This window comes from Pseudomonas sp. (genome assembly GCF_036387035.1).
Classification (GTDB): domain Bacteria; phylum Pseudomonadota; class Gammaproteobacteria; order Pseudomonadales; family Pseudomonadaceae; genus Aquipseudomonas.
Window position 1 is genome coordinate 1 of sequence record NZ_DASVUM010000230.1, and the last position, 6,354, is coordinate 6,354.

Here is a 6,354-nt window from a genome sequence, read left to right on the forward strand (position 1 = left end):
GGGTTACGCAATAAACCTGGCGTTGGCGTACGCGCCGCGCTTCATGCCTCTGGCAGGCAAGGTCGCGCTCGGCGTGGCGTTGGTGTCGGCAGCGGTGCAGGTCCTCGGCTGAAGACCTGGCTCGTAGCGCCCTGAGCCGGGGTTACTTGTGCAGAACGGCGTGGGCGATGTCCTGAAGCGGCATCACTCGCTGCGCTGCATTGAGTTTGATCGCTTCCCTGGGCATGCCGAAAACCACGCAGCTGGCCTCATCCTGCGCGACGGTGGCGCTGCCGGCGTCGAGCATTTCCTTGAGACCGCGGGCGCCATCGTCACCCATGCCGGTCATGATGATGCCGGTGGCGTTGCGGCCGGCGAACTTGGCCACCGAGCGGAACAACACATCCACTGACGGGCGATGGCGGTTGACCAAAGGGCCGTCCACCACTTGGACGTGATAGAACGCGCCGCTGCGGGTGACCATCATGTGTTTGCCGCCAGGGGCGATGAGCGCAAGGCCGGGGTGGATACGGTCGTTGTTGCGTGCCTCGCGGACTTCGATCTGGCACAGGCTGTTGAGCCGGGCGGCGAACGAGGCCGTGAATTTTTCCGGCATGTGCTGAACGATGACAATGCCCGGACACACCCGCGGCAGTGCGGTCAGCACGGCTTCCAGCGCCTGGGTGCCGCCGGTGGAGGTGCCGAGGGCGACGATGCGTTCGGTGGTCTGCGCCATGGCGTTACCGTTGGCGGCGGGCAACATGGCGTCGGCGGTGAGTTTGGTCGGGGGCGTCAGCGCCGGGGGAGCAGGGCGTTTGCCCAGGTTTCGGACGTTGACCTGAGCCGCCGCCCTGATCGCCGAAACCAGTTCGGGCGCAGATTCCAGCAAGAAGTTTTTCAAGCCGCTGGTGGGTTTGGTGATGATTTCCACCGCGCCTGCCGCCATGGCCTGCAGCGTGGTTTCCGCACCCTTGGGGGTCAGCGACGAGCAGATGACGACGGGTGTGGGCCGCTCGCTCATGATTTTTCGCAGGAAGGTAATGCCGTCCATACGGGGCATTTCCACGTCGAGGACGATCACGTCCGGCCACTGCTTCGCCAGCTTGTCCATGGCGAAGATGGGATCAGAGGCTGCGCCGATGACCTGAATGTCCGGTGTGTCGCTGAGAATGGCCAGCAGGACTTGGCGGACCACGGCAGAGTCATCCACCAGCAGGACGTTTATTTTTTTGCCTGGCATGATTAACGCAAGGTCCTTGTCGATAGGGGCCTGAAACAGGCGGCGCCCGTCCAGCACCAGGGAGCGGAGGCAGCACTGCCGGTCAGGGTGATCACGGTTTGCGATAGATCGACGGCGCGACCAGGGTCAACGCATCGCACACGCCGTTGAGACTTTCCGAGTGGCTGACGATGAAATAGCCGCCGCGCTTGAGCCGGGGTAGCAGCCGGGCGACCACCTTGCTCTTGGTGGGCCGATCAAAGTAGATCATGACGTTGCGCAGAAATATCACGTCGAATTCGCCGAGGTCGGGCAAGGTTTCGTTGAGGTTGACCTGGGTGAACTTGACCCGGTTGCGCAGCGACCGATCGATGAGGAACGTGCCTTCCTGATTGCCTGTGCCTTTCAGGCAGTATTTCACCAGCAAGGGCTGCGGCAAGGTGCGCGCGCGCTCCATGGGGTAATGGCCGGAGCGCGCCTTGACCAACACCTGGCTGCTGATGTCGGAGCCGATGACCTCCCATGGCGTCGTGCCCAGTCCTTCCGCCAGCGCCATCGCCAGACTATAGGGCTCTTCACCCGATGAGCTGGCGGCGCTCCAGACCCGAAAGGTTTTGCCCGGCGTCGCATGAGGCAGCACCTGATCACGCAGAAAGTCGAAGTGCTTGGGCTCACGAAAGAAGTAAGTTTCGTTGGTCGTCAGCAGGTCGAGTGCCACCTGCAACTCATCGGCGCGCTGGCCGCTCATGATGAGTTTGAAATAACTGTCGTAGCTGTCCAGATCGTAATGCTTGATCCGCTTGAACAGGCGTCCGGCCACCAACGCTTTTTTGGCCAGCGACAGGTTGATGCCTGCCGCCTGGTACAGCCACGACTGGAATTGGCCAAACTCTCGGTCGGTCAGGGCGAGGGCGTTCATTGTGCTTTCCTTGCAGGCCCCGGGGTTCATGGGGTCGGGGCTTCCAGCGCGACAGGGCTGACTTGGGCAAGCGCCGACATCTCGTCAATCGACAGCACTTGGGCCACCTCCAGAACGATGACGAACCTACCCTCGACCTTGGCCATTCCGCTGATGAAGTCGGCGCGGATCTTCGCGCCGAAACTCGGTGGCGGCTCAATCTGCGACGCCGGGATTTCCAGTACCGCGGACACCGTGTCCACCAGCAGGCCGATGTCCTGGTGTTGGCCGTCGTCGCCGATGACCTCGATGATGACCACGCAGCTGCGTCGGCTGATGCTGGAGTTCGGCCGCCCGAAGCGCGCCGACAGGTCCACCACCGGCACGACCGCACCCCGCAGGTTGATCACGCCGCGCACGAAGGCCGGCATCATCGGCACGACGGTCAGGTTGCCGTACTCGATGATTTCCTTGATGCACAAAATGCCAATGGCAAACATCTCCGTGCCCAGCATGAACGTCAGGTACTGCGCTTCTTCCTCGACCGCTGGTGCGGCTTGACGCGTGGTCGCGATGGCGCCCATGGCGTTCTCTCCTGTGAACTAACCTGTTGAACCGCGCCGTTAGAAGCGGGTGAATTCCGATTCATCGGGGCCGCTGGCCATGGTGTAGGCAAACGACTTGGGCAGGGCCGGCGCAGCGGTTCTGACAGGTTTGCGGCTGGACGGGCCAGACGGGTTGTCGGTTCTCGACACGCGCGTCGGCGCGCTGCCCGTCGTGCCCAGCGTGAAGAAGCTCATCGCCTGCTGCAGCTGTTCGGCCTGGCTGCTCATTTCTTCGGCGGTGGCCGCAAGCTCTTCGCCGCTGGAGGCGTTTTGCTGGGTCACTTGATTGAGCTGGGTCATGGCGGTGTTGATCTGCGCCACGCCGGCGGCCTGTTCTTCCGACGCCGCGCTGATTTCCTGGACCAGATCGGAGGTCTTGTTGATCGACGGGACCATTTCACTCAGCAAGTTGCCGGCTTTCTCGGCCATCTCGACGCTGCTGGACGACAGCTCGCCGATCTCCTGCGCAGCCACCTGACTGCGTTCGGCGAGTTTGCGCACTTCGGCGGCCACCACGGCGAAACCCTTGCCGTGCTCGCCGGCGCGGGCGGCTTCGATGGCAGCGTTCAGCGCCAGCAGGTTGGTCTGATAAGCGATGTCGTCGATGATGCTGATGCGCTGGGCAATCTTCTTCATCGCCACCACGGTCTGCTGCACCGATTCGCCACCTTCGGTGGCTTCCTTGGCGGCCTTGCTCGCCATGCCGTCGGTGACCTTGGCGTTCTCGGTGTTCTGATTGATGCTCGCGCTCATTTGCTCGATCGAGGCACTGGTCTCCTCGACGCTGGCCGCCTGTTCGCTGGTGGCCTGACTCATCGACTGCGCAGTGGCGCTGACTTCCTCGGAGGCGCTGGCAAGATTGTCCGCCGCGTTGCGCACTTCACCGATGATCTGAGAGAGCTTGCCGACCATGTTTTTCATGGCGCTGAGCAGCATGCCGGTTTCGTCTTTCGAACCGTCTTCGATGGTTGCGCTCAGGTTGCCTTCGGCCAGTTGGCCTGCAACCGCCGCGGCCTGTTTCAAAGGACGGGAAATGATCCGGGAAATGAACAGGGCCAGGGCCAGCCCCGTCAGCAGCGCCACGACCAGTACGGCAATGATCGACCAGCGCGCGTTCTCGAACAGCGCAGTGCCGCGTTCGCTGGCGGTACGGGCACCGGCGTCGTTGAGCTCCACAAGTTTCTGCAAGTCAGCGGTCACCAGGTCGAACTGGCGCTTGGATTCACCCTTGAGCAATACATGAGCCTGATCGGTCAGCCCTTTGCGGGACAGGGCGAGCAAGTCCTTGCTGGTGACCAGGTAGGCGGACCAGTCGTTGCGGGCCATTTCAAACAGCTGACGGTCTTCGGCGTTAGACAGCATCGATTCATACGTGGCCAGGCGCGTTTCGAATGCCTTTCGGGCTTCCTCCGCATCCTGCTCCAGACCCAGGCGTTCCTGCTCCGAGTCGGCGGCGATGTGCCGGGTCTCTTTCAGGCGAAAGCTGGCGGCGTAAAAACGCATGCCGGACGCTGCACGCATGGACGGCATCCAGTTGTCGCGGATCTCCGTGGTGGTGCCGTTCACCTGGCCCAGCTGAATAATCGAAAACACTCCCATCACTGCGGTCATGGCCAGCACAACAAGGAATGAAGTGATCAGTTTGGTGGCGATTCTCAAATCGTAGAACCAGTTCATTTGGAAATACCTCTCCTTGGAGTTGTTGATCCGTCACGCGGGGCGGCAGGGTGTGATGAGTGTGATGTGTAGCGGTTTTCCAACTGTGTGATCTCTGCCAGCAGCGCCGGGACGTCAAGAATCAACGCGACGGCGCCGCTGCCCAGAATGGTCGAGCCGCTGATGCCACGCAGCGCACCGAAGAGCTTGCCCAGCGGCTTGATGACCGTCTGAAATTCTCCGAGCAGGTCATCCACGACCAGCCCGGCCTTGAGTTCGGCGTAACGCACCACCACCACGTTCTGGCGGCGCGAAGGCCGGCCTTCGTGGTGAAAGTGATCACGCAGATACACCAGCGGCAGCACTTCGCCACGCAAGTCGAGATAACCCTGGTCACGGCCGGCGGTCACATCGCCTTCGCTCAGCTCGATGCACTCCTGCACCATGTCCAGCGGAATGACGTAGCTCGAAGGGCCGATACCGACCAGGAAGCCATTGATGATGGCCAGCGTCAGCGGCAGGCGGATGCGGATCACGGTGCCGTGGCCCGGCTCGCTGCTGAGGTCGACGGTGCCGCGCAGCAGCGTGATGTTGCGCTTGACCACGTCCATGCCGACGCCACGGCCGGAAAGATTGGTGACCGCGGCGGCGGTAGAGAACCCCGGCTCGAAGATCAGGTTGTAGATCTCCGTGTCGCTCATGTTGGCGCCCGCTGCGATGAGGCCTCGCTCTTCGGCTTTCGCCAGGATGCGGTCACGGTTCAGCCCGGCGCCATCGTCGGCGATTTCCAGCACGATGCTGCCCCAGTCGTGATAGGCGTTGAGGTGAAGGTGCCCCTTGGCCGGCTTGCCCGCCGCCGAGCGGGCTTCGGCGGTTTCGATGCCGTGGTCCATTGCATTGCGCAGCAGGTGCATGAGCGGGTCGCCGATTTTCTCGACCACGGTCTTGTCCAGTTCGGTTTCGGCACCGCTGATGATCAGGTCGATGTCCTTGCCCAGTTCCTGACTGACGTCGCGCACCACCCGGCGAAACCGGTTGAAGGTTTCACCAATCGGCACCATGCGCAGGCGCAAGGCGCCGTCGAGGATTTCTTCGACCAGCCCGGACACCGAGGACGTGGCCTCCTGAAGCGGGTCATTCTGGCAAGTACGGGCCAAGAGGCTGGCCCCGGCGCTGGCAATGACCAGTTCACCGACGAGATTGATCAGTTCGTCGAGTTTGTGCGCGTTGACGCGCACATACGCCCCATCCTTGGCTTTGTGCTCACTGGTGGTGACCGGTTTGTCCGCCACGATCTGCACGGGTGTGCGCTGCGCTTCTCGCTGGTCGATCATCAGTTCCCCAGTGGTGACCACGGCCATGAGGTGCTGGATTTCGGGCGCTGCCGTGGCAACCAGTGCTGTACTCGCTACAGGCACGCTCTGCTGTGCATCGACGATCTCGATCAGGCAGTCTTCCCGGACAAAATCGAACACCTCGTTGATCGCAGCGTGGCCAACGGCGCTACGAAACTGGATATCGAAGCCCAGGTAGCAGGACTCGGCGTCCCATGCATCAAGGCTTGGCAGTCCGTCAGTCAATGTATTGAGATGGACGATTGACCCGAGGGTTTGCAGATAACGCAGGAACGAAAGCGGGTCCATCCCGTTGCGGAACACATCCGGCCCGAAGCGCAGGGAAATATGCCAAAGCCGGGCTTCGTCAGTTTCAACGGGTGCGTCGGTATCCGCAGGCCCAATGGCCTGCGGCTCGGCTGTGGAGGCCGCCTGGTACTGACGCAATGTTTCGCGCAACTGGATTTCCCGCGCCACGGCAACGGGTTGCAAGGTTGCGCCCTGGCTGGCGACCACCTCGACCAGTTCGAGCATGTGATCGCCGGATTTGAGCAGCACGGCGATCAGTTCCGGCGTCACGGTGACGCTGCCGTCGCGCAGGCGATCAAGCACGTCTTCGACGATATGGGTGAAGCTCACGATCAGGTCCAGGCCGAACAGGCC

At 62.1% G+C, this 6,354-nt stretch carries 5 protein-coding genes; all 5 read right to left on the minus strand.

Annotation, left to right across the window (positions count from 1 at the left end; genetic code table 11):
• Positions 1-142: 142 nt before the first annotated feature.
• Complete coding sequence (locus VF672_RS20920; protein ID WP_331106431.1) at positions 143-1,219, minus strand: chemotaxis response regulator protein-glutamate methylesterase; 1,077 nt, start codon at positions 1,217-1,219, stop codon at positions 143-145.
• A 91-nt stretch (positions 1,220-1,310) separates the two neighbouring features.
• Positions 1,311-2,147, minus strand: coding sequence for a protein-glutamate O-methyltransferase CheR (locus tag VF672_RS20925; protein ID WP_331106432.1), 837 nt, complete (start codon positions 2,145-2,147; stop codon positions 1,311-1,313).
• Complete coding sequence (locus tag VF672_RS20930; protein WP_331106434.1) at positions 2,144-2,680, minus strand: chemotaxis protein CheW; 537 nt, start codon at positions 2,678-2,680, stop codon at positions 2,144-2,146. Before VF672_RS20930 ends, VF672_RS20925 begins: the two co-directional genes overlap by 4 nt.
• 39 nt (positions 2,681-2,719) lie before the next feature.
• Positions 2,720-4,378, minus strand: a complete 1,659-nt coding sequence (locus tag VF672_RS20935) for a methyl-accepting chemotaxis protein (RefSeq protein WP_331106436.1) — start codon at positions 4,376-4,378, stop codon at positions 2,720-2,722.
• The coding region (locus VF672_RS20940; protein WP_331106438.1) for a chemotaxis protein CheA at positions 4,375-6,354 on the minus strand (1,980 nt) is incomplete at its 5' end. The genes VF672_RS20935 and VF672_RS20940, both read right to left, overlap by 4 nt.